This is a genomic window from Candidatus Tisiphia endosymbiont of Piscicola geometra (assembly GCF_964026415.1).
In the GTDB taxonomy this organism is placed as follows: domain Bacteria; phylum Pseudomonadota; class Alphaproteobacteria; order Rickettsiales; family Rickettsiaceae; genus Tisiphia.
Window position 1 is genome coordinate 1,243,824 of the sequence record NZ_OZ032144.1, and the last position, 22,188, is coordinate 1,266,011.

Annotated in this window: 19 protein-coding genes and 2 tRNA genes; 18 read left to right on the top strand and 3 right to left on the bottom strand. The window is 32.3% G+C overall.

Translation table 11 applies throughout. The features are described from left to right. Positions 1 to 89: 89 nt before the first annotated feature. From AAGD26_RS05975 to nuoH, 18 genes are all read left to right on the top strand, one after another. The gene (locus tag AAGD26_RS05975; RefSeq protein WP_341752330.1) at positions 90 to 1,331 is read left to right on the top strand and encodes a PQQ-binding-like beta-propeller repeat protein; all 1,242 of its coding nucleotides are present in this window, start codon (positions 90 to 92) and stop codon (positions 1,329 to 1,331) included. A 123-nt stretch (positions 1,332 to 1,454) separates the two neighbouring features. Continuing rightward, positions 1,455 to 1,922, top strand: a complete 468-nt coding sequence (rplM, locus tag AAGD26_RS05980; RefSeq protein WP_341748112.1) for a 50S ribosomal protein L13 — start codon at positions 1,455 to 1,457, stop codon at positions 1,920 to 1,922. Positions 1,923 to 1,928: 6 nt separating this feature from the next. Then, positions 1,929 to 2,402, top strand: coding sequence for a 30S ribosomal protein S9 (gene rpsI, locus AAGD26_RS05985; RefSeq protein WP_341751496.1), 474 nt, complete (start codon positions 1,929 to 1,931; stop codon positions 2,400 to 2,402). Between the two features lie 62 nt (positions 2,403 to 2,464). Further along, positions 2,465 to 2,541, top strand: a tRNA-Met gene (locus AAGD26_RS05990). A gap of 203 nt (positions 2,542 to 2,744) precedes the next feature. After that, entirely contained in the window at positions 2,745 to 3,080 is a 336-nt protein-coding gene (locus tag AAGD26_RS05995; RefSeq protein WP_341751497.1) for a YraN family protein, read from the top strand. A 158-nt stretch (positions 3,081 to 3,238) separates the two neighbouring features. Next, positions 3,239 to 3,313 (top strand) — tRNA-Thr (locus tag AAGD26_RS06000). Positions 3,314 to 3,357: 44 nt separating this feature from the next. After that, the gene (locus AAGD26_RS06005; protein WP_341751498.1) at positions 3,358 to 4,263 is read left to right on the top strand and encodes an LD-carboxypeptidase; all 906 of its coding nucleotides are present in this window, start codon (positions 3,358 to 3,360) and stop codon (positions 4,261 to 4,263) included. 272 nt (positions 4,264 to 4,535) lie between these two features. Further along, on the top strand, positions 4,536 to 6,071 hold the full coding sequence (locus AAGD26_RS06010; protein WP_341751499.1) for a hypothetical protein: 1,536 nt from the start codon (positions 4,536 to 4,538) through the stop codon (positions 6,069 to 6,071). Positions 6,072 to 6,529: 458 nt separating this feature from the next. Beyond that, positions 6,530 to 7,726: a radical SAM family heme chaperone HemW gene (gene hemW, locus AAGD26_RS06015; protein WP_341751500.1), complete on the top strand. Its 1,197-nt coding sequence runs from the start codon at positions 6,530 to 6,532 to the stop codon at positions 7,724 to 7,726. Between the two features lie 205 nt (positions 7,727 to 7,931). Beyond that, positions 7,932 to 8,207 (top strand): AtpZ/AtpI family protein, encoded by a 276-nt coding sequence (locus tag AAGD26_RS06020; RefSeq protein WP_341751501.1) that lies wholly within the window; start codon positions 7,932 to 7,934, stop codon positions 8,205 to 8,207. Then, entirely contained in the window at positions 8,207 to 8,935 is a 729-nt protein-coding gene (locus AAGD26_RS06025) for a F0F1 ATP synthase subunit A (protein WP_341751502.1), read from the top strand. Before AAGD26_RS06020 ends, AAGD26_RS06025 begins: the two co-directional genes overlap by 1 nt. A gap of 91 nt (positions 8,936 to 9,026) precedes the next feature. Further along, entirely contained in the window at positions 9,027 to 9,251 is a 225-nt protein-coding gene (locus tag AAGD26_RS06030) for a F0F1 ATP synthase subunit C (protein ID WP_341748043.1), read from the top strand. Between the two features lie 6 nt (positions 9,252 to 9,257). Further along, positions 9,258 to 9,737, top strand: coding sequence for an ATP F0F1 synthase subunit B' (locus tag AAGD26_RS06035; protein WP_341748044.1), 480 nt, complete (start codon positions 9,258 to 9,260; stop codon positions 9,735 to 9,737). After that, the gene (locus AAGD26_RS06040) at positions 9,737 to 10,228 is read left to right on the top strand and encodes an ATP F0F1 synthase subunit B (protein ID WP_341751503.1); all 492 of its coding nucleotides are present in this window, start codon (positions 9,737 to 9,739) and stop codon (positions 10,226 to 10,228) included. The genes AAGD26_RS06035 and AAGD26_RS06040 overlap by 1 nt, the downstream gene beginning before the upstream one ends. Positions 10,229 to 10,351: 123 nt before the next feature. Then, positions 10,352 to 11,677 (top strand): MFS transporter, encoded by a 1,326-nt coding sequence (locus AAGD26_RS06045; RefSeq protein WP_341751504.1) that lies wholly within the window; start codon positions 10,352 to 10,354, stop codon positions 11,675 to 11,677. A 245-nt stretch (positions 11,678 to 11,922) separates the two neighbouring features. Then, a complete protein-coding gene (locus AAGD26_RS06050) occupies positions 11,923 to 12,282 on the top strand; it encodes a TrbC/VirB2 family protein (protein WP_341751505.1) in 360 nt (119 codons plus the stop codon). Positions 12,283 to 12,449: 167 nt separating this feature from the next. Next, the gene (gene nuoG / locus AAGD26_RS06055) at positions 12,450 to 14,624 is read left to right on the top strand and encodes an NADH-quinone oxidoreductase subunit NuoG (RefSeq protein ID WP_341751506.1); all 2,175 of its coding nucleotides are present in this window, start codon (positions 12,450 to 12,452) and stop codon (positions 14,622 to 14,624) included. Beyond that, complete coding sequence (nuoH, locus tag AAGD26_RS06060) at positions 14,621 to 15,652, top strand: NADH-quinone oxidoreductase subunit NuoH (RefSeq protein WP_341751507.1); 1,032 nt, start codon at positions 14,621 to 14,623, stop codon at positions 15,650 to 15,652. Before nuoG ends, nuoH begins: the two co-directional genes overlap by 4 nt. A 251-nt stretch (positions 15,653 to 15,903) precedes the next feature. Here nuoH and AAGD26_RS06065 read toward each other — a convergent pair whose 3' ends face one another. From AAGD26_RS06065 to AAGD26_RS06075, 3 genes are all read right to left on the bottom strand, one after another. After that, the gene (locus AAGD26_RS06065) at positions 15,904 to 17,703 is read right to left on the bottom strand and encodes a glycosyltransferase family 2 protein (protein ID WP_341751508.1); all 1,800 of its coding nucleotides are present in this window, start codon (positions 17,701 to 17,703) and stop codon (positions 15,904 to 15,906) included. Continuing rightward, on the bottom strand, positions 17,688 to 18,605 hold the full coding sequence (locus AAGD26_RS06070; protein WP_341751509.1) for a hypothetical protein: 918 nt from the start codon (positions 18,603 to 18,605) through the stop codon (positions 17,688 to 17,690). The genes AAGD26_RS06065 and AAGD26_RS06070 overlap by 16 nt, the downstream gene beginning before the upstream one ends. A gap of 342 nt (positions 18,606 to 18,947) precedes the next feature. Beyond that, complete coding sequence (locus AAGD26_RS06075) at positions 18,948 to 22,181, bottom strand: type IV secretion system protein (protein ID WP_341751510.1); 3,234 nt, start codon at positions 22,179 to 22,181, stop codon at positions 18,948 to 18,950. Between the last annotated feature and the right edge of the window lie 7 nt (positions 22,182 to 22,188).

A 22,188-nucleotide genomic window follows, 5' to 3' on the forward strand; every position in this document is an offset into this window, starting at 1 on the left:
GCGGTTCTGCACATAACAAGCCAATTCGATATAAGAATTGTTAATTCTTATATCGAATTGAGCTTACAATAACAAAGGCTTAAATTATGATAAAACAACGATTAATTATTTTCTTACTACCTTTTCTTCTAACTTCTTGTGGTCTTGGAGCTAAAAAGATTAAAAATATTGTAGAATTAACTCCTAGATTATCTGTAGAAAGTAATGAAACAATTCAAATAGATTCTGCTGTAAAAATAAATATATTTAGCCCTGAACAGCTGCAAAATAAGGAATATACTGTTGCAAAATATAAAATAATATCAGAGCCAGTTTTTAATAAAGCTGTTGCCTATACCATTGATACTAAAGGTAATATTTCCGCTTTTTCTATGAAAGATAAATCTATTATGTGGTCATATAATATCAGCACTAACAAGAGTGATTATTATATTGGTGGAGGGATCTTATGCCACAATGATAAACTATATGTTACCTATGGTTCAAGATTCTTGGTAGTATTAGATAGTAGGTCAGGTCATGAAATAATCAGAAAAGAGTTGCCTGATATTACTAGAGTAAAACCGGTATTAATTAATAATTATACTATTGTAGTTCAAACAGTAACTAATCAAATATTAGCGATTAATATTGATAACTTAAATTTTGTTTGGCAACATGAAGGTGTAGTAGAAACTTTGTCATCAAGTTACCATGTTAGCCCAATAGTACAAAATAATCATGTAATAGTAAACTATAATTCAGGACAAATTCTTGCTCTAGAAGCAGCTAGCGGTCAAGTTCTATGGACTAACGATTTATCTAGTCATCAAGAAATAGGCTTGCCAAATTTTGAGGCAGCATCTATATTATGCAAACCTATTGTCAATAACTCTCACATATATATAGCTAATAGTGCTGGTAAGATAGTAAAGCTAGATATCATGACGGGTAATATTCTTTGGCAAACCAAAGCTTATGATGTGCAATCTATGTTGTTAGCGGGTAATAGTTTATTTATAACAAATAATGCTGGACAAATAGCTGCTATAAGTACTGATTTTGGTAAAGTCAAGTTTGTAGCAGATCTAAATGATGGGAAAGATATTAAAAAGGTTAAAGCCTCATCATTCCTAACTCCTATAATTGGTAAGGTAGCTGAGGCAGAAGAGTGGAATTTAAATATTATTTCCACTAAAGGTGAATTATATAGTTTCCAATCAGATGTTAATGGTAATTTAAGCACCACTCCACAGATTGCTAAAATTACTAAAAATATTGAATATCATGGAAAAACCTGCTGTGGTAGTATGTATTTTGCTACTGATAAAAAAATTATGTTTGTCGATTAGTCAAGAAACTATGTAAAATATATATTTACATTTATCTTGACAAAATAGTGGTTATAATGCTATTTAGTATAGCTTAGGCTAGGACAATGATAACATTAATTCTAATTAATAAAGATATATAACGTGAAAACTTATTCTGCAAAACCATCACAAATTCAGAAAAAGTGGTGGGTCATAGATGCTAAAGACCTTGTATTAGGTAGACTTGCTAGTGAAGTAGCTAAAATCTTACGCGGCAAACATAAGCCTTCCTTCACTCCTCATTTAGATTGTGGAGATTATGTAATAATAATTAATTCCAAGCATATTTGCTTGACAGGTAAAAAATCAGACCTTAAAGATGGTAAGTTTTATTATCGCCATACTGGTTTCCCAGGTGGGATAAAGGATACAACAGCTGGAAAAATTCTGTCTAGTAAATATCCCGAACGTGTCGTTAAGCTTGCTGTAAAAAGAATGATTACGCGAAATGTTTTGGGATCAAAGCAGATGGGTAATCTATATGTCTATGCAGAGAATGAACACCCACATAAAGCTCAGCAACCTGAGTTTTATGATTTTGCAAGCAAAAATACAAAGAATAAAAAATAGTGAATTATGACAATATTAAAGGTTCAAAGCGAAAAAACCAAAAGCGATGTTCAGAGTAAGTTAGTTAAGCCTAAAACGCCTGTAGGAAGTAGTGATAATAAAGTTTATGGTACAGGTAGAAGAAAAAGTGCAATTGCTAGAGTTTGGTTAAAAAGTGGTAGTGGTAAGGTAATTGTCAACAAAAAAAATATGGAGCAATATTTCACTCGTGAAGCTCATACCAAATCTCTCTTGCGACCATTTGTTGTAACTAATACTGCTGGGCAATATGATATAATATGTACTGTTAGAGGTGGTGGAATATCAGGGCAACTGGGTGCTGTACTACACGGTGTTTCTAGAGCGCTTGACAAAATTGCACCAGAATTTCATAGTATTTTACGCAAATCCGGTTTCTTAACAAGAGACTCAAGGGTTGTAGAACGGAAAAAATATGGTAAGCATAAAGCTAGAAAAAGTACTCAATTCTCTAAACGTTAAAATTTTACATAATCTGTTTGGAGTTGTCTAGCATGTGATTTTTCTGAAGCTCTTTCCATCACGGCGGGGTAGCTCAGTTGGTTAGAGCAGCGGAATCATAATCCGCGTGTCGGGGGTTCAAATCCCTCCCTCGCTACCACAAAATGCTAATTCATGTGGTAGTTTATTATCAACTTTATGTAATGGGGGGGCATAATAAGAATCAACAACTAATTCTTTAAAGCATTAAGAATACTGTGATTTTTTTATATTTTATATGTAAAAGTCATTAGTGCTACTTGATATATATGCTATTATGCGGTGAATGTACTCAAAATTCTTCAAGTTCTTGCAAACATTATTATGAAAAGGATTACATTCGGTTTAATAGCTGAGTATGTGGCTATTGTTATTTATAAAATTAAATTTTATCAAATTCTTCACCATCGTAAAAGATATTATGTTGGTGAGATTGATATTATTGCCCTACGTGGAAAACAACTTGTTTTTATAGAAGTAAAAGCAAGACGTTCTGACGTTGATGATCGGATATTATCAACTCATCAACAAGCAAGAATAAAAAGATCTGCCAGTATATTTTTAAGCTCTAACCCAAAATACCAAAATTACCAAGTCAGATTTGATCTAATAATTATTAAACCTTACAGTATACCAATTATTATTGAAAACGCATGGTAATGGAGTTTTTTCTACTAGATGAAAAAGAATCTAATTATACACTATACACTCAAATGCTAACTGACTAAGTAATTATTTTAAAATTATTGCTTGACCAATAAAGCAATATATGTCAAAAAGATCATACTCATATAGTCTGAGACTTCTCTTAAAACTAGGCCGCTATAGCTCAGAGGTAGAGCACATCATTGGTAATGATGAGGCCGCAGGTTCAATTCCTGCTAGCGGCACCATATTAGTATCAACATTTTTATTTTAAATTCCTTAAGAGATGTCAATGAAAAAATTAATCATAGATGTTGTAGCTCCTTCTTCAAAAACGCTTGGTATGTACCAATATTTTGATCAGATCCAAGCATTATTTAAGGATTATTATAATATACAAATAAGTATTGCAGATAACATTATTGATGATTCAAGTGTATTTAGTGCCTCAACATTAGAAGTAAGACTACAAAGCTTTATTTCAGCTCTACAAAATCTAGATTCAAATGTTATATGGGCTTATAGAGGAGGATATGGTTCTATGGAATTAATTCCTTTTTTGAAACCTCATATGTTCAATAAATATAAAATATTAGTAGGCTTTAGCGATATTACTGCGTTACACTTATATTTTAACCAAATAATAGGGTGGTCATCTTTACACGCTACAGTTTTAGACAGAATAGTGCGAGGCGTAAATGCTCAAGACCACATTGATATAATCAATGCTCTTTTAGGTAATACTAAAAATTTTACTTATGATCTTTATCCTATAAATGCAATAGCAAAAAATTTAACGAATAGAGATTCAATTTTAGGACAAATCCTTGGTGGTAATTTATCTATGGTGCAATATTCTCTTGGTACAAACTGGCAACTTAATTCTACCAATAAAATATTAATTTTTGAAGATGTAGGAGAAAGAGGTTATAGAATATTTGCAAGATTAGAACAATTAAAACAAGTGGGAATTCTAGAAAAAAGCCAAGCAATTCTTTTCGGTGAATTTACAAACGGAGAGGAACAAGATGGTAGAGATCTTACACAAACGGCAATTCAAATTGCAGTAGAAAATTCACAAGTACCCGCCTTCTTTATAAAAGATATAGGACATATAGCACGAAATGTACCACTGCCATTAGGTACATCAGCTGTTATTAGTCAAAATAAATTATTAATCACTAATCCGTTTATTTAATAGAACTTACGCGAATTCAGGATAAGAATTTGTCAATTCTTATCCCAAATTCGGTGAAATTATCGAAACAATCAGATTTGAGATGGCTCTGCATCTGATTGTTAAATTAATATTTTGCTAAAAACATGATTTTAATACTGAAACTAGAGAAAATTTTAACAATTATAGACATAGGTTAAAGTTGGGTTTTTTAAACTGCCCTAAAAATACGTTTGACAAGTGAGATACTTTAACTTAAGAAATTAATATAAATTCTAACCAAAAGGGTAAATATGGCAAAACATACTTTTTACAGGCTAATACCTGCTGTTGTCGGGGTTTTGTTTCCTACTACTTATTTTACTTATGATGGATATACAAAGTCTACAAAACCATCTCATTTCGAATTAGCTGCAACTAAATTGGGTTTTACAGATTATAAAAAAGTAGGTCAATATATAAGTGCAACAGAACATCAAGAAGCCTTATTAAAGCAACTTCAAATCGCAGGATATTTTCATCCGAAAAAGCTATGGCAGGATATTAATCGTCTAGGAGTAAAGGATCCTATAATAACTTTTAAACAGATATATCCTGCAATAAAGAAATCTAAAGCTGATCAAAGTGATCCTAGCAAATTTAATGCTAAAATATTACGTAAAAACCTTGGAAAAGGAACAGAATTAGATGAACAAGATATCATGGATTTCCTTTTCTATATTTCTCAGAATGCTTTCGGTCGCAAACCTGGTCAGGAACGTAATGAGCTATCTTCCCAAGGCTGGATGAAAAAGTATGAGAAAGAATATTTAGCTGGTGCTAAAGTACTACGTCTAATTGATCGCGAAACTCCAGAACATCAGGAATATGACAGTGCTTGGATTGCCGGGGCATCTCGTATAGGTGTAATGGCTCGGATAATAGATTACCTTAATTATAATATTAAAGTGAACGGAGAAACAGCAATATTAACAGGAGTACGAGAATTATGGGCTAATATTGATGGAATTACGCCTATAGTACGTGATAAATTGCTTGAAGCTTATAAAACAAAAACTGACTTAGATACATTGGATATTTCTCTGCCTATAGGAGAGGACTTAGCTCGTGTGACAGAAGGTAAGGAATATATAAAAGGCTTAGCTGCACGACATGGTATCAGATTGAACGAATCATCTCCATTTATCCAATATAAGACAAAAGAGGAATGTCCCCCAGGATATTTTCCTGGTAGAGTGTATCCTAATTATGCAGAAGGAGAAAGTCGAAAATTAACAGAGACTTTAATGTGCCAAGATTTACTTACTACTTATCTATTAAATAATAAAGCCATTACTATAATCGATACATTAACAGAACAATACCAAAGACCTAACACTACTAGTACAGACCGTGACGCTGCAAGAAAGTTAGTTGAGGATATTATTAATGGTCAGTATGGTGATAAAAAAGAGTTTGTCATTCTATTTGAAATTAATAATCCATATATTGAGCGACAAACTATTGCAACACAACGAGAGGTCAATAAAGTATTAAAAGACTATAAATTGAGCGATAAGGGATACAGCATAAAAGTCGAAGGTGTAGGCTTTAAATGTAAACAAGATGTTGCAACAATACATTCAGAGTTTGCGGCATTAGTAGCAGAAAAATGGAAAGACGCGGTTGAATGCCAAAGAGAAGAAGGCATATCACCAAAACGACCTATTGAAAATTTACAATTTCAAACTCGTGATAATTCTAGCTTTGTTCCACCTCAGCCTTATATTTCTGAAGTTAATCTATTAGGAAACTGGTTACAAGATATATTTGATGAATATCTACCATAATATCGAATATGTCGATCGTTTAATAAAATAGTTATGAAATATGGTACATCAAATTGAATTAGGTGACAAAGAACATGGAAATGGTCTCAGATAATTTACCAATTTCTGCTATTTTGTTTTGAATCCAATGATGATAATAATTAAAATCACATATCGAATTCAGGTTATTTAAAGACTACCTAGAATATAAGGGGGTGATACTATCAACCATTACCCTAGATACCTTACTTAAGATAGCTATTGCCGCTAATTTGATTAAGAATGGTGAAGTAATGACAGTAACTTACCGGTTAAAGTAGATGTACAGATCTTATGATCTGATCACCTATCCACCTCTCAAGGAACATATCGATGCTAACATGCTACTATTGTTTACGTATGGTAATATATCTAAATAAAGGGTTTGGAAGTAGTGATAGTAAAAGATGAGCTGAAGTAATTTTCAACTAAGCATAAACATGAAAAATCCTTTATCGATATATATACACTGGCCATTTTGTTTGTCAAAATGTCCGTATTGTGATTTTAATTCTCATGTTGTAGATAAAGTAGATCATGATACATGGTTGAAATGTTATGAACTAGAGCTTGATCATTTCAAGGATATTATAGGTCATAAATATATAAAATCTATTTTCTTTGGAGGTGGAACTCCATCTTTAATGAAGCCATTTGTTGTTGAAGGAATAATTAAAAAAATAGCAAATCTAGCAACAATAGATGAGCAGACAGAAATTACTTTAGAAGCAAATCCCACTTCATTTGAGACTGAAAAATTTAGGGACTTTAGATCAGCTGGAATAAACCGTGTGTCAATTGGCGTCCAGTCTCTAGTGGAAGATGACTTAAAGAGTTTAGGACGACAACATGATGTAGGGCAAGCAATCAAAGCTATTGAGACAGCTCGCCATCTTTTCCCTAGAATATCTTTTGACTTAATTTATGCAAGAAGTAACCAAACTCTAGAAAGTTGGCAAGATGAACTTACCAATGCCATGAAACTTGCCTCAGGTCATATCTCACTGTATCAACTAGTAATCGAAAAGGGTACGTTATTTTATAAATTGTTTAACGAGGGAAATCTGACTATACCAAACTCAGATCAAGCAGCTGACCATTATGAGTGGACTAACTGCTATTTAAAGTCCCAAGGATATCTTAGATATGAAATATCAAATTATGCTATATTAGGTCATGAATGTAAACATAACTTAACATATTGGCAATATGACAACTATTTAGGTGTAGGTCCGGGTAGCCACAGCAGGGTTAACATGTGTGATAGTAATTTTACATCTAATCTATATAGTATTATGATGTGGCATAAACCAGAAAAATGGTTACAAGCTGTTGACAGTTTAGGATGTGGTATTCAGCAGATTAATAAACTTTCTATGCAAGAAATAATTGCAGAAATGTTGATGATGGGACTACGTCTTGAAAAGGGTTTAACTATTGATAGTATACAGAAAAGAATTGGTAAACAATTATTTGAGATTTTAGATATGGAAAAGGCAACATACTATAAAAAGCTAGGTTTACTTAGGTGGGATGAGGGATTAGGTGATAAAGGTCATATTAATCTTACGAACAAAGGTCTAATGTTACATAGCTATATAGTGCCAAGGTTATTTAAAACCTCAGTTTTGGATTAAAAATTTTAATCCAAAACTGGCTAGAATATCAGAAAAATGCATTCTTGAAGCGATTCTACGAATGCATTTTAATCTATTATCGCTAATAATCTTATTTTTATTGGTATAAGAATAAGATTATTAGTAAATGAAAATCATTCCAATTTCGGGTTAATTTCATTAATCCGAAATTGAGGTTTAAATAGACTTCTTTGTATTAATGTATATGTTGGAACAAAAAGAGAAAGAGTTAGATAAGATACAAAAAAGGATTAAGAAACTTAAAACAAATAATCATTTTTACCCTAAACTTAATCCAAAAAAAGAAATTGATGCGTTGGCTATAGCGTTAGATTTGTTTTCTAGTGTGATGCTGGGGTTTATTGTTGGTTTTACATTAGATAAATTGTTTAATTCTAAACCATTTTGTATTATAATATTTTTGTTGATAGGTATGCTTGCAGGTTTTAAAATAATTTGGCAAAAACTAAATAAGAAATAATGTCCCATAGTCCCTTAGATCAATTTGCAATAAAGAAACTAGTAGAAATTAATTTATTTGGTTTCGATATTAGTTTTACTAACTCTAGTTTGTTTATGTTGCTTGCTGGAGTTGTAGGTCTTTCCTATTTTTATTTAGCCTTAAAAGGCGAAAAAATTATACCATCTAGATTACAGCTTAGTGCTGAAATAATTTATGATATAATTACAGTGATGCTCAATCAAAATGTTGGAGAAAAGGGACGTAAGTTTATACCGTTCATTTTTACTTTGTTTATGTTTATTTTGTTATGTAACTTGCTCGGCATGCTTCCTTACGGGTTCACTGTTACTAGCCATATTATAGTAACATTTGCCTTAGCAATTATGATATTTTTTATGGTTACAATTATCGGTTTTATTAATCACGGTATACATTTTTTATCAATATTTTTGCCTAAAGGTACACCATATTGGTTAGCTCCACTTATGATTTTGATAGAATTATTTGCCTATCTAGCAAGACCTATAAGTTTATCTTTAAGGTTAGCTGCTAATATGGTAGCAGGACATATATTACTAAAGGTGATGGCAGGATTTATAGTTTCATTAATGATTTTCTTTAAATTTTTGCCAATTCCACTAATTGTGATCCTTATTGGATTTGAAATTTTTATAGCAATACTTCAAGCTTATATATTTACAATTCTTTCTTGTGTATACTTGAATGATGCTGTAAATTCACATTAGGTTCTGCGTATGACTTCATTTTTATGGTCTTATAGATAAAAATGCAGTAATATGCAAGAACCTAGAATTTTTTATATTTAGGAGTTTACATATGGACGGAACGTCTCTAAAATTTATTGGTGTAGGATTAATGGCTATTGGTATGTCAGGTGCGGCCATTGGTGTAGGTAGTATATTCAGTGCATTGCTATCTTCAATTGCCCGTAATCCTTCAGCTACTGATCAATTACAAAGAATGGCATTCATTGGAGCTGGACTTACGGAAGCTATGGGCTTATTCTCGTTCGTAATTGCAATTTTGTTGATATTTTCCTAAGTAACTATGCCTCAATTTGATGTTACCTTTTATTGTTCGCAAATCTTTTGGCTGGTAGTTGTTTTTAGTATCTTATACCTTCTAGTTCATAAGTTCATTGCACCGCTAACTGAAAAGATTCTTGAGAATAGGCAAGCTTATATAGATAGCAATATTGCTAGTGCAGAAAGTCTTGGGGAAAAAGCTGATGACTTGCATAAGCAATATGCAAATACACTAGCAGAGATATCAAATATAGTGGAAAATATTAAGAAAGAAGCTAGGGATGCAATGGAAGCATCTCTTCTATCAAAAAAAATTCAACTCCATAATGAGTTGAAAGCACAAATTGCCAATAATCGTCATGATATAGAAACAACTAATAAATTATTTTGGATTAATGAAAATGACTCATGCATCGATTTAGCAAAATTGTTAATTCAAAAAATTACTAATCAAGAAGTTGATTTAGAGTTATTAAAAGAATCTTACAAAAAGATAAAATAATGCAATTGTTTGACGAAAAATTTTGGCTAGCCGTCTGTTTCCTAATTTTTGTGTATTTAGTCTATAGACCAATAAAAAATATAATTTTAAAATCGTTAGATGACAAAATTATGGTCATCAAAGACCAAGTTTTAGAAGCCCAAAAACTTAACGAAGATATGACGTTGTTATTTGAAGATGCTACAGCCCAAATACAACAGATTGAAGTTTTAAGAGAAAAAATGATCAAAGATGGCAAAGAAACTGCCAATAATATAATTAAGCAGCAAAACGAAGAAATTGATAAGTTTCTAGAAAGCAAAAAACTTGAGACTATAGATTTAATGAATAGACAAAAGCTAGAAGCTTCTCAAATGCTACAATCTGAGTTTTGTGATAAAATGGTAGAATTAGTAACTATCTATATGCGATCTACAAAAAACGATTCCATATCAGATAGTGAGATAGCTAAGAGACTCATGGAAAATCCAGTATCTAAAAAATTTATATAATAAACCCAATTCAGGATAAGAATTAGTTAATTCTTATCCTGAATTTGCATAATAACTATAAACTCCAATTCTTTAAAGTAGCAGAATATATAAGCTCATTTTAACATTAAAGGAGAAAAATAAATGATAAAGTATCCGCATGAACAGAGAAGTTTAACTAGAGAACAGAAAGAAGCAGTGGGCTTACTTTCAATTGGTACATTTTTAGAATATTTTGACTTGATGTTATATGTTCATATGGCAGCGTTTCTTAATGAGTTGTTTTTTGAACCTGCTGATTCTCACTTCACTTCTTTAATGATGTCTTTTGCCTTTTGTACTACCTTTGTTTTTCGGCCGGTTGGTGCCTTAATATTTGGTTGGTTGGGTGATAATATAGGACGCAAATCTACTGTTATAATTACAACTTTTATGATGGCTGTATCATGTTTTGTCATGGCTAATCTTCCTACCTATGCTCAAATAGGAGTAGCTGCTACTTGGATAATAACAATTTGCCGTATTGTTCAAGGCATGACATCTATGGGGGAGATAGTAGGGGCAGGACTTTATTTAACCGAAACAATTAACCCACCAATCCAGTATGTAAGTGTGACATTGGTAGGGCTATCTGCTGCCTTAGGAAGTATGGGTGCTTTAGGAATTGCCTCACTTGTTACTTCCTATGGTTTTAACTGGCGTCTAGCATTTTGGATAGGTGCAATAGTGGCATTGATTGGTTTTGCTGCTAAAACAACATTGCGGGAAACACCTGAATTTGCTAATGCAAAACTTATACTAAAAAATAAATATGAGAAAGCTAATATTGATATAAAAGCATTATATAATGATCCAGTCGTTAATGAAAAAATTAATAAAAAAACAATAATAGCGTTCCTTTTATTAGAGTGTTCTACACCGGTATGTTTTTATTTTATCTATCTGCATTGTGGTACTATTCTCAAGACTGATTTTGGTTATACCTCAACTGAGGTTATTCATCATAATTTTATTGTCTCTATATTAGAGTTCTTAATCTTATCAATATTATCTTATGTAAGTTACAGAGTATATCAATTATTAACCGCAAAAATTATACTTATTATATATTCTATTGTTATTTTATTTTGTCCATATTGGCTAAATAATCTTAATTTTCCGTTTGAGCTATTTTTCATTCAGATAGTCATTATTTTATTTAAGTACTGTCATACCTCTGCTGCTCCAATTTTTTATAAAAGCTTTCCTGTATTTAAACGTTTTACCTGTGTTAGCGTGATATTTTCTGTATCTCGTGCTTTGATGTACGTTATTACTTCTTTTGGTTTCATTTATATTATTGACTATTTTGGCAATTGGGGGATATTGATTATTATGATTCCTGCAATTATAGCTTTTGCCTACGGGCTATTGCATTTTGAGAAGTTAGAAAAAGACTCTAGAAGTTACCCACAAAAGAGAACTATATAGTGTAACCTCAATTTAATGTAAGACATCGGTTTAAAATCATAGTTGATGACATCCGAAAGTGCAGGGATAACATCGGGAGTATTAATTAAACTTGCAAAAATTGTGACTAAAACACCACGTAAACCTTGCTTATCCAGCAATTATCTAATTAGATTACGATCACCCTATATTAATCCTTGAACTGTAAAAATGTACAGTATAGAATCACTGCACATGTCTAAAACAATTCGTTAACGAGGTAAAATATGAATATTTGTAGGTCCTATTCTGAACAGTTTGATAGTAGTTTTGTGTGGCGTTTGCTGTTTATTCTTTGTAGCATTGCTCTAATTACTACAGCATCGGATGCTTTTGCTACTACTGCTGATGATCCAGTAGGTGATGTATTGTGTAAGATGATCAAAACATTTCGTGGTAATACAGCTCGTGGTATAGCAATTATTGGTATAGTTGTTCTAGGGATTCAAACTCTTAGAGGTCAATTAAAATGGGAAGTTGCATTGGTTATTGTGACTGGTGTTATAATATTGTTTAAGGCTCCCGAAATTATAAGCATGGTAGCTGGTAGTGCTGCCGGTACTGATGCATGTCAAGGAACTACTTAAGTAGTCTTTTCATCTTAGTGCGGAGATCTAAAAATAGCCTAAAAAGTTATGATATACAGGTCTCCGCTTTCTTTTTGTTAGTTAATTTTGCAAAATTGGAAAATTTAGATTAGTGAGTAACATATAATGTGGTATAATTTCGACGTAATATAAAACTACAATATATCATGATAAAACTTACTATAGATGGTACTGAAGTTGAAGTAGAGGAAGGCACAACCGTATTTCGTGCCTGCAGCAAGCTTGGTATAGAAATCCCACATTTTTGTTTTCATGAACGTTTGAAGATTGCCGGTAACTGCCGTATGTGCTTGGTGGAGATGGAAAAATCTCCCAAGCCCATTGCTTCTTGTGCTATGCCTGCCACTTCAGGTATGGTTATCCACACTAATACCATAGGTGTTAAAAAGGCTCGTGAAGGAGTGATGGAATTTCTATTGATTAATCACCCCCTAGATTGTCCTATTTGTGATCAAGGAGGCGAATGCGATCTACAAGATCAAGCCTTTAAATATGGTGGAGCACGTTCTAGATTTTCGGAAAATAAAAGGACAGTCAAAGATAAATATATGGGGCCTCTGATTAAGACTCATATGACTAGATGCATACAATGTACTAGATGTATAAGGTTTGCCACTGATATTGCTGGAGTTGAGGAGATAGGAACTCTTTACAGGGGAGAGCATATGGAGGTAACCTCGTATCTTGAACGTAGTCTTACATCAGAGTTATCAGCTAATATTATAGATGTTTGTCCAGTTGGTGCATTAAATTCAAAGCCTTACTCTTTTAAAGCTCGTAGTTGGGAACTAAAGAAAACTGAGTCAATAGATGTATTGGATGCCCAAGGTTGTAATATACGGGTTGATAGTAGGGGGGATGAAGTAATGAGGATATTACCAAGGGTTAATGATGATATTAATGATGAATGGATATCAGATAAAGCAAGATTTGCTTATGATGGTTTGAAATATCAAAGGTTAGATTCTCCGTATATAAGACAAAATGGTAAATTAGTTGAAGCTTCTTGGAGTGATGCTATTGCACTAGTAGCACAAAAATTAAAGCCTCTTGCCGGTAATCAAATAGCGGCAATAGCTGGAACGCTAGCATGCACCGAATCAATGTTTTTGTTAAAAACATTGTTACAGAAGCTAGGATGTAATAATTTTGATAGCAACCAGTTTAATTATAAAATAGACATATCTAGTAGGGGAAACTATCTATTTAACACAACGATCTCTGGACTTAAAAAAGCTGATCTAGCTTTGTTAATTGGTACAAATATTAGACAGATAGCACCAGTCCTTAATGCACGTATTGGCGTGTTGCAAAGAGAAGGGAAGCTAACAGTAGCCCGAATTGGTAATATTAGTGACCAAACTTATGCTATCAATGAATTAGGGGCGAGTCCTGGGGTAATTAAGGCAATAATATCAGGGGAACATCAATTTTCTAAGGAGTTGGCAGCTGCAAAAAATCCGGTTATAATTATTGGCGATGGGGTATATTCTCGAGATGATGGTTATGCTATTTTAGCACTCATTCATCAGATGGTGGATAAATATAAGATAGTTAGAGATGATTGGAATGGTTTTAATATATTACATAATCATGCGTCAATGGTCGGTAGTTTAGACATAGGCTTTAGCCCTAAAAATGGCGGTAATGGTGTTTCTGAAATTTTACAGAAGGCAGAAAAGGGTGAAATTAAGTTTGTATATTTACTAGGTAGCGATGAAATTGATATGAGCAAAATCAGATCGTCTTTTGTAGTGTATCAAGGGCATCACGGTGATAATGGAGCAAATGCAGCAGATGTAATTTTTCCTGCTAGTAGCTATACAGAAAAGGATGCTATTTACGTAAATTTTGAAGGAAGACCACAATATGCCAGGGCAGCAACTAGTCCAGTAGGACAGGCAAAAGAAGATTGGTTTATTATAAATAATCTTGCCAATAATTTAGGGCTAAATCTTGGCATGAGCAATTTAATGGAAATAAGAAATAAGTTGGCAGCCGAATTTCCGGTATACTCAAATGATTTGGAGAATTGGAACGTAAAACAAGGGGGGAGCGAGCGGAGCGTACATGAAGTACGTGAGTACGCGAATACCACGCAGTTTTGCGAAGCCAATTCTTTAAAGCAGAAGAGTATATTTGCCAATATTTCTGAGATAATGGGTGGTGAGTTTATAAAATTTACCTCTACAGATAAATTACTTAATGATGATATAATGACTAAACCGATAAATTATTATATGACAGATTCAATTAGTAGGGCATCTATTACTATGGCAAAATGCTTGGAATCAAAGCAAGAAAGGGAAAAAGTTGCATGATATCGTTATTCCAACAATATCTGCTGCCATTAATCATTGTGGCATTGAAAGTCCTATCTATCACCATTCCTCTTCTGCTGTGTGTAGCCTATCTTACCTATGCTGAGCGAAGAGTAATAGGTCTAATGCAACTAAGAAAGGGGCCAAACGTGGTTGGGCCTTTTGGCTTGTTGCAACCAATTGCTGATGCAGTTAAACTATTATTTAAAGAAACAATTATACCAAATCAAGCTGATAAAATATTATTCACCTTAGCTCCCATGGTTACTTTTGTGCTTAGTTTAATTGGTTGGGCAGTGATACCTTTTGATAAAAAACTGGTATTAGCTGATATCAATGTGGGTGTTTTATATATTATGGCAATCTCATCATTAGGGGTTTATGGTATAATCATAGCTGGTTGGGCAAGTAATTCGAAATATGCTTTCCTTGGAGCTATTCGCTCTTCGGCTCAGATGATTTCATACGAAGTATCTATAGGGTTGGTGATTGTTACTGTACTTTTAACAACAGGTACTCTTAATCTTTCAGAAATCATAGAAAGGCAACAATTATTGCCTTGGTGGGTTGATTTGATGTTGTTGCCTATGGCAGTAATATTTTTCATATCAGTACTTGTAGAAACTAATAGATTGCCTTTTGATTTATCAGAGGCTGAGTCTGAGCTAGTTGCTGGTTATAATGTTGAATATTCTTCTATGGGTTTTGCCTTATTTTTTCTTGGCGAATATGCTAATATGATTTTAGCAAGTGGTATGACCACAACATTTTTCTTAGGTGGATATTTGCCACCTTTTGGCATTGAGTTCCTAAATTTTGTGCCGGGTTTTATTTGGTTTGTAGTAAAAGTTGGGTTTTTATTATTTTGTTTCTTGTGGATAAGAGCAACATTACCTAGATATCGTTACGATCAATTGATGCGGTTAGGTTGGAAAGTATTTTTACCTTTTACTTTATTTTGGGTGGTGTTGATATCGAGCGTTTTAATGTTTACCGGTAATTTACCAAACCATACTATTCTGCCATAGTACCCTACATTTTTTATATAATCACTATTAAAATGGCTGCTGATCGTTTATTAGCGAGGAGTCGCGAAAAAGCGGCGACGTGGCAATCTAGAATACGCGAAGCGTTACTCTAAAAAAACAGCTGCGCTGTTTACCTGGATCGCCACGGCATCTAAAGAGCCTTGCTATGACGATTATAGAAAAATGTAAGATACTATGGATATTTAGACACTACGACCTTAATTCTTGAAGTTGACCGAGTATACCCTGATTTATTCAAGGTCTAGAGTACTAATCCCATGCTGAGTTTTATCCCATTTGAAGGGTATGAAAATAATCTCCCAAATCGCCTTATAACTTGCTATCGTATGTAGTAGAAAATACAGAGGCCACACAAACAAGGCAGCAATATCTAATACTCGAAAATTAGTTATTTTACCTTTTTTAGTCAGTAAAATAAAAAAAGCACTTCCGTAAAGGTATGAAAAAGCAAAAAAACTGTTAATTATCCATAAATAATTAATTATGGTGAATGTATTAATTTTAATAGTTAGTATTAGAAATGGTAAACAACAAAAACCATAAGAAGAAAAACCAATAAAAATGAAAATAGTAGTTATTTGATAAAATTTAAACCTTTTATATTTGTCTTTTTGGGCAAGAAATACCAAAAATGTTTGGATAAATCCTTTTATCCAGCGAGATCTTTGATTTATCCAACTTATAAGATTTATAGGTGATTCCTCTAAAGTATAAGAATCTATCATATGAACTTTATAACCAAAAGAATATAATCTAATTCCTAAATCAGCATCCTCAGTAACATTATAAGCATCCCAAAAACCTATTTTTTGTAAGGCGTCAACCTTAAAATGATTGCTAGTTCCTCCAAGAGTTACTGGTAAGTCCATCAAGCTTAAACCTTTCAGAAGATATTTAAACCATAAACAATATTCTATGCTAAAAAGTTTAGTGAGTAAATTTTCATTCTCATTATAGAAGTTAAGTTTAGCCTGCAAACAAACATATTCTTTTGGTAATTCATCAAAGGCTATTACTGCTTTAAGGAGTTGATCAGCATCAGGTCTATCTTCTGCATCATATATTACTACATACTTTCCTCTGCAATATTGCATGGCATAATTAAGGGCTTTAGGTTTAGTCCTAGGTAAACTAAAAGGTACTTTAAGCAAATGTATATAAGAAGGTAATTCATATAGGATACTTTCCTTGATCATCAAATAATCATCTGCTTCAATAATAATTTTGACATCTAATTTATGTTTAGGATAATTAATATTAGAGATATAACTAATAATTGACTTTAGCTTGCTTGATTCTTTATATAATGGAAGTAAAATAGTGTAAATAGGTAGAGGATCATTTTTTAAAATGGAGATATCACTACTTTTAAACACTGTATTTTGTACAATTACAGCTTGGTTAAATAGCATAATTTTTAAAATATTTTGTGAAAAATAGCAAATAATGTTAATCAGATGAAAAAGATGTTTAAAATTAAATAATATTCCAAAATATATTACAAAAAATATGATAATTGACTTAGTGTAATTGATATTTTTTGCTACCATGTATACTGAGATAAATTCAAGAAAATATTTGGATTTGATTATATTCAAATGGCTAAAATTCTGCTCAAGTAGCTGATAGAAGTCATTCTTTCTGACCAAATTAATCTGTACATTATAATGTATTGTTGATAACTTCCTTAAATAAGCTAGGTCATTTATAGCAAGCACTTTATTGCTTGTATCGTTTTCATAAATGAAATAACCATTTTCTACATATTGATCAATTTTTGCATAATCGCAAATCTTAACCTGTGTTTCTTGTACATTCAATAAAGGCAATAATTTATTTTTATACAAAATATCTATAACCATCTCATTATTAATAATTCCTTCTGCAATTATCACGTTAAAAAAATCATTCTCTCCAGTACTATCAATTAATTTGAACTTAACGTGAGATATTTGTAAATCCGTAAGTAGTTGTTCTTTTAGTAGAATATCTAAAAATGCTCTATTAATATTTTTTATACATCCATCCATATTGAAAATATTACTCCTGATATTTTATAATGCTTATTAATTAGGCTTTTATCACAAAAATACCCTATTTGTGTTGTTAGGCTATTCTTCTTTAGATTACCAAATTTAATCTTTTTTGCAATTGAAAATTGCTTATATAAAGTTCTATTATAAATAGAACCGTAATTTCTCCTAGTATAATATTTGGTAAAGTCTACTAACATAATGCCATTTTGAAATTCAATGCCTTCAGATATTGAAAAACTATAATAACTTCTTCTTGTATATGGGTTATTTAGGTCTTGCCCAAAACTAAAAACACTTTCAGCAAATACTGAAATTGTACGAATTTTTTTAGAAAATGCTGATAGCAATAATAATTCATAGGAAAATTGCTGCTGGCAACCATCTTTGGTCATATATATTCTTGGCTGAACTGAGACTATCCTATTAGTGTTCTGAAAGAGCTTAATTTTATAAAATATACCAATTTCTTTATTATTAGACAGGTAGTTCATGTCATTACTTCCCTGGAATTTATTTTCTTTATAAAGTAATTGAATTCCTAAATTTTGGTTTTTATTAATTCCATATTCGATAGCAAAAATTCGCATTAATTCGTCTTGGTATGAGGATATTTCTCTAGATCTACGCTCTAAAAATTGAATTTGCCTAAATAACTTATTATAAAGAGCCGATGAATTATTAACCAACTTAATACGATCTTTTAAATATGCCAATTTACACTGAATTTGTAGAAAAAGATTGGCTCTTACTTGTTTAATATTTTTAGAATTTTTATCAATATTGCTAGCAGTAACCGTATATTTGTACTTGCCTGAGTCAATTAACCAAGCTGATGCATAAATCTTGTTTGTTACAGAAATTATAAACAGGAGTATAAATATGGTTGTTGTTTTCACCCAAATAACAATTAATAGTTTAAATTTACTAAAATACAACTATTATAAATTTAATAAATAGATATTTTAATAAATTTTCAACTAATAAATAATCTTAAGTTCTATATAAAAATTGAATTTCTTATAAAAAATTTTCAAAAATCTATTAGTACCTAAAAAATATATGCTATACTTAATGCTACAATTGTAGTGCTAACGTCAAAACGATGGAGCTACGGTGGGGATCTAAAAAAATCTCCTGAAAGAGGAGGTGTTTATATATTTAACCCCTGCGGGGTGACATAGTAGTGATTGGCAAGGGGTAAGAGACTATTATTTTGCACTCATTTTGCTTTGAAAAAGTTAATCATTTTTTTCATATTTAGGCATTTTAGCATTTAAGCGATATTGATTAATTCCATCAATGTGAGATCTAAATTCTTTCTTAATAAGTTCTTTTCTTTCTTCTATTTTCTTTAGTACTGCTTTACTATACTCTAAAGATTGATTATCCCCATTAGCTTCAGCTTTCTCACGCATAATTTCATAATGTTCTTGTCTGCGTGCATATTTATCGTTATCTATTAGTGTTTGCTCAATTCTATAAGCACTGTCAATCATATTACGAGTTTGAGTATCCGTTGCTTTTTCTCGCATGAATCGCTCGCCCATCAACACGGGATTCTCCCCCTTATCACCTTCACCTTTAGCTAAAGCATCATATATCTCAAAGGCAAGTTTTTTGTTAGATAGTTCTGCATAATATGCAATATCTGCTGTTCTACCCTGTAATTCAAGCTTGGCTAGATATTCAGGAGATGAAATATCTTCCTGAACAGCAATGGTTTCTTTATTGATTTTAGTTAGAAGTTCTTGATGTTCCAAAGATATTTGCTGATCCTTAAGTGATTCACTATGGGTTCTAAGTCTTGGATCATTATAATTAAAATCTTCCCACTCTGCTCCAGTTAAGTTACCCTCAAAAGCATCCCGTAAATCTTTACCAACAATAGCAGTAAGTGCTTCTCGTTTTAATCCTTCATAACCAGCATATATTCTCTCTCCTATATTTTTACGCTTCTTATCACGTAGCTCTCTCTTTTCATCAACACGCCTATTCATCTCTTGCCAACTTTTGAGAGGTGCTATATTCTTACCAAATAACCCTACTCCTCTTTTTGACATTTCTTGATGCGAGTTCATATAAGCTTGCTGGAAATCTTTGGTAAACTTTGCATCATTGGCTAATTCTCGTAAAGTCTTACCATCTTTAGTTTTCATTAACTCATTAAGTTCTTTCTTTTGCTCTTCGCTAAGAGAATCATATTTTTTACCTTCTCCAAATTTAAGAGCTGCTAAATGATCCTTAAGTTCTGCATAACTACTGCCAGTAAATTCTTTAACTTGTCCATCAGGTTTAATAGTTTCCATAACCTCGCTAATAGCCCTTTGATAATCACTTCCAGCTTTAACATTAACGTCTTTATAATCTATACCATAAGTTCTTTTTACTTCACTTAAAACACTCGAATTTACTGATTTTGGATCAAGTGCCTCTTGGGCTACACCCCCCATCATCCAATCTTCATACTGATCGGCAAAAAACATACTTGCCTTCTCAGTTACTTGATCTACCCTTTGCTTGACAGCACCGAAAGCATAATTTGCAGGTCTCTCTATTTGCTGTTGAATAGGGGCAAAAGCAGCTTGTCCAATTGCTTGTAAATTTGTTAGATTACCTGAGGTGCTAGATAAGAATTTAGCACTTGAAACAGCTATATCATTAAATTTACTTAGTAAATAAACACATACAAAAATTAACAATAATCCATCCAGCTGAACAAAGTGACCACTGAAAAAATTATCAATTCTTCTTACATCTTGGACTAAATCTAAAAATGGTAATTCAATATATCTTTCTTCGATACATTGATAAGCTAAACATAGTTTGCCATCAGGTGAGCCATCATCGATGCGATGATCAACAGGCACTGATATATTAGCCTTTGTTTTAGAAAATTTGCCAGCTTTCATTGGAGATGGAAACCACCAATAAAATATTGAGTCTCCAAGACTAGTGTCTAGATCTTCATTCATACTACCAAATATGTCATTTATCGGACCTAAATTTGGGAAGTCATACTTACATACCCCAAAACCAAGTGAAGAATATATTTCTGTTCTGATAATCATTGAAATAAAAGCGATACCAGTAAATAATATAATTGGTTGTAGTGCATAGGAAATCAGCTGTCTTAACCAGTTTTCAAACAATGAACGCGTGATACCAAATAACATAAAGCAAATGAATATTGGAGCCATTATGATAATCATCCCAACGGTTATCAGTGCCGTAAGATATATAATAGTAGCCTTAAATACCATCATGAAGATAAAATAAAGGGCTATCAAGAATAAAATTATATATATAAATCCTAACGGATCGACAAATAGTAATGAAAATAATTTTGCCATAGTTTGCGGGGCTATCATTAAACCTATAATACTCCAAGACCCAGGTCCGGTAGCCGCTGTTTCTTTAATTATTCGTAATATTTCCTCTACCCCTTCCATAAAAAACACGAATAAGTAATCATGAAAAAATTGCCAGCTACTAGTTGAACTAAGTAACGTAGATACTATACTAACTTTTACTATTCTAATTATTAATTCAGTATGTGTGAGATTAACATTGCCAATCAGGAAAGAAAACCCTGTAAACATAATATACAAAGTTAATAGAGCCGAAACAGATACACGATACCCTGGTGTTTTAATAATACCCTCGTAAATTGACCTAACTAGCCCATGATTCTTACCATCACCAAATAACTCAGCTTTTATTAAATTCGTTAAAAATTCAATAGGGTCAGGTCTAGTGTCAGTGACCCCAGATTTAATAACTACACGATACTGACCATTATTATCATCATAAAATTTATCTAAAATCTTAAAATATAATGGGCATTGAACGTATTTAACTTTATCCTCACCTTCATATTGATAACTTATTCCTCCAGCTTTTACTAATTCCCCTCTTTTATTAAGATCATAAAGTTCATAACCAACAAGAGGTTCACCAAGGTGGGCGGTAATGCCATAGGGTGTACGCTGTGTATCCAAAGAGAGATTAGGATTTTTATCACGCTCAGCAATTAACATGTATAGCCCTACACCATTTTTAAATAAACACGGTGCATTACTAATTTTGGCATCCTTACTACTAGTACACATCCTGCCATCTATAAATTGGCATATTTGTAGTCTCTTACAAAATTCAGATAAAGTATTGGTATTCTTTTCTTGACCATACCACGCACTCCAAGCTGATAATTCTGTAGAGTTGTTTTTATCTCCTTTAGAATAATCCCAAGTTTTTACCAATATAGTAAGTGGTTGACCATTTACATTATATCCAGTATTGATCCAAGGAGCTGTTTGATTATCTTGTTGTTGTCCGCTTAACTCTTCTTTTTTATATCTTGAAGAAATTACAAATTTTATAAAGCCAAAATCATCTGCATCAATGCACCTATCGCCAGTACATCCTGAAAGGCACAACATAGAAATTAATAAAATAGCAAAAATATTCTTCATTTATAAA